Source organism: Elstera sp., from assembly GCF_044372965.1.
Taxonomy (GTDB): Bacteria; Pseudomonadota; Alphaproteobacteria; order Elsterales; family Elsteraceae; genus Elstera.
Genome location: NZ_JBILQX010000285.1, coordinates 1 through 3,090, shown reverse-complemented (window position 1 = coordinate 3,090; position 3,090 = coordinate 1). Strand labels below are relative to the sequence as shown.

General features: G+C 60.2%; 3 protein-coding genes. All 3 read left to right on the top strand.

All coding sequences use genetic code 11. The features are described from left to right. The coding region (locus ACIQ36_RS19665; RefSeq protein WP_395832516.1) for a glutamine synthetase family protein at positions 1-1,302 on the top strand (1,302 nt) is incomplete at its 5' end. Between the two features lie 90 nt (positions 1,303-1,392). Further along, positions 1,393-2,505 carry a polyamine ABC transporter substrate-binding protein gene (locus ACIQ36_RS19660; protein WP_395832514.1) on the top strand — a complete coding sequence of 371 codons (1,113 nt, stop codon included), beginning with the start codon at positions 1,393-1,395 and terminating at the stop codon, positions 2,503-2,505. 213 nt (positions 2,506-2,718) lie between these two features. After that, positions 2,719-3,090, top strand: a 372-nt coding sequence (locus ACIQ36_RS19655; RefSeq protein WP_395832512.1) for an ABC transporter ATP-binding protein, incomplete at its 3' end; no start/stop codon positions are given.

Genomic DNA, 3,090 nt, shown 5'->3' with positions numbered 1-3,090 from the left:
GAAGTCGAATGCCTGGTGCCCGATATGTCGGGTATCCCCCGGGGTAAGATCCTCCCGGCGCAAAAATTCCTGACCAGTTTTGGGGATCGCGGGCTTCGAATTCCCGAAGCGATTTTCGTGCAAACGATCAGCGGCGATTATCCGCCCGACGAAACCGTAACCAACCCCGCCAATTCGGACGTATTCTTACGTCCAGACCCGGATACGATCCGGCTGGTGCCCTGGTACTCGGAACCAACGGCCCAGGTGATCACCGACTGCGTTTATGCCGATGGCCGCGTCGTCGATATTTCCCCGCGCGAAGTGCTGCGGCGCGTGCTGCGGCTCTACGAGGCGAAGGGCTGGACTCCCGTGGTCGCGCCGGAGTTGGAATTCTACCTGGTGAAGCCCAATACCGACCCCGATTACCCGCTGGAGCCGCCCATCGGGCGCTCAGGGCGGCCGGAAACGGCGCGCCAAGCCTATGGCATCGACGCGGTGAACGAGTTCGATCCGCTGTTCGAAGATATTTACGACTACTGCGAAAAGCAGGAAATCGACATCGACACGCTGACCCACGAAGCGGGCGCGGCGCAAATGGAGATCAACTTCAACCACGGCCCCGCCCTATCGCTGGCCGATCAGGTGTTTCTGTTCAAGCGCACGGTGCGGCAAACCGGCTTGCGGCATAATCTTTATGCCACCTTCATGGCGAAGCCGATGCACAACGAGCCCGGCAGCTCGATGCATATTCACCAAAGCCTGCTGGATAGCACGACCGGCCAGAACCTGTTTGCGCTGGAGAATGGCGAAAACTCGCCGCTGTTCCTGTCGCATATCGCGGGCTTGCAGAAATATCTGCCTGCGCTGCTGCCGCTGATGGCCCCCAACGTCAATTCCTACCGCCGTTTGCAGCGCTTCTCTGACGCGCCGATCAATGTGCAGTGGGGCCACGACAACCGCACCACGGGCCTTCGCGTTCCCGTCTCCAGCCAGGACGCGCGGCGGGTGGAAAACCGCGTGGCGGGGGCCGATACCAACCCCTATCTCGCGATTGCCGCCTCGCTCGCAGCCGGCTACCTCGGTATGATCGAGGAGTTGGAGCCAAGCGATCCGGTGGTAGGGAGCGCCTATGATATGGCCCATACCCTCCCCCGCCATTTGTTCGACGCTATGCAGAAGCTCAACCGGTCCCGCCCGCTCCGGCAGGTCTTGGGCGAACGCTTTGTGCAGGCGCTGACGGCGGTGAAGCAGCACGAGTATGACGCCTATCAGCGTGTCATCTCCTCCTGGGAGCGGGAATTTTTGCTGCTGAACGTGTAAGGCTGCGTTGACATCGGGGGCGTCTGCCGTAAGGTGGACCTCGCAACTGCAAAAGGCCGAAGAGCCGGTTATTTCAAGGAGATGACAGGGATGCACACGGTTAAAATTTGGGCTAGCACCACCGCTTTGTGTCTTGGCCTTGTCGGCGCGGCATTCGCCCCGGCCGCTTTGGCGCAAAAGAAGGTTGTGAACGTCTATAACTGGTCGGATTACATCGATCCGAAAGTGCTGGAAGACTTCACCAAGGAAACCGGCGTTAAGGTCAATTACGACGTTTACGATAGTCAGGAAGTGCTGGAAGCGAAACTGACGGCGGGCAAATCCGGCTATGATGTAGTTGGCCCGACCGCACAGCCGTTCCTTGCCCGTCAGGTCGCCGCCGGTCTGTATCAGCCGCTTGATAAGAGCAAGTTGAAGAACCTCGGCAACCTCGACCCCGAAATTCTGAAGGCGATGGCCTCGGCTGATCCGAACAATGCCCACGCCATTCCCTGGATGTGGGGCACGAATGGCATCGGCTACAATGTGACGAAGGTGAAAACCATCGCCGCCGACGCGCCGGTTTATTCGATGAAAATGATTCTCGATCCCGAAGTCGTGTCGAAGTTCAAGGCCTGCGGTGTGATGGTGCTGGATGCGCCGACGGATGTTTTCCCGACCGTGCTGCAATACTTAGGTCTGCCGCCCGATAGCAAGTCGGTCGCCGATCTCGATAAGGCCACCGATGCGCTGCTGAAAGTGCGGCCCTTCATCCGCAAGTTCCACTCGTCGGAATATATCAACGGCCTTGCCAATGGCGATATCTGCGTCGCCTTCGGCTATTCGGGTGATATTATTCAGGCCTCCACCCGCGCGGCAGAAGCTAAGCGCGGCGTGACGGTGAACTACTCGATCCCGTCGGAAGGCGCGCAGCTTTGGGTCGATACGCTGGCGATCCCCAAAAGCGCCCCGAACCCGGATTTGGCCCACGCCATTCTCGATCATCTGATGAAGCCGAGTGTGGTTGCTGCGAGTTCGGACCTCACCGGCTACGCCAATGGCAATAAGGCCTCGACCGCGCTCGTGTCGGAAGCGGTACGCAGCAACCCCGGCATCTATCCGCCGGCGGAAGTGCGCGCGCGCCTCTTCACCATCACCCCCGCCGATAAAGAGTTCGAACGCGCCCGCACGCGCGCTTGGACGCGGGTGAAGACGGGTCGTTAGGCCCAGCGGCTTCTTGAAGAAAGACTCCCAAGGGCGCGTTAGTTTCGTTAAGAAGCTAGCGCGCCTTTTCCCTTAGCGACCCTCGCCTTGCTGGAGGCACCACCCGGTATGCCGAATGTCCCCCCCACTGCGACGGCCAATCCTCCCCCCCGCTCCCTAGGCGGTGTCTCAGGACAGCGCGTACAGCCTTGGCGCGACCCAGCGGCGAAGCCGATGATCCAGATTCAGGAGGTCCGCAAGACGTTCGGCGATTTCGTCGCGGTCGATGGGGTCAGTGTCGATATTTACCCCGGCGAACTCTTCGCGCTGTTAGGCGGCTCCGGTTGCGGCAAGACCACCCTGCTGCGCATGCTGGCGGGGTTCGAAACGCCAACGGAGGGCCGCATTCTCATCGACGGGCAGGATATGTCCACGGTGCCGCCTTACGCGCGCCCGGTGAATATGATGTTCCAGTCCTACGCGCTGTTTCCGCACATGAGCGTGGAGCAAAATGTCGGGTTTGGGCTGCGGATGGATGGGGTTTCCAAGGCCGATATTGCCAAGCGGGTCGCGGAATCGCTCGATTTGGTCCAGATGGGCAGTTTT

Excerpts from the sequence above, each read along its gene's own strand:
- ACIQ36_RS19660 (WP_395832514.1), top strand. The coding sequence starts at position 1,393 with ATGCACACGGTTAAAATTTGGGCTAGCACCACCGCTTTGTGTCTTGGC.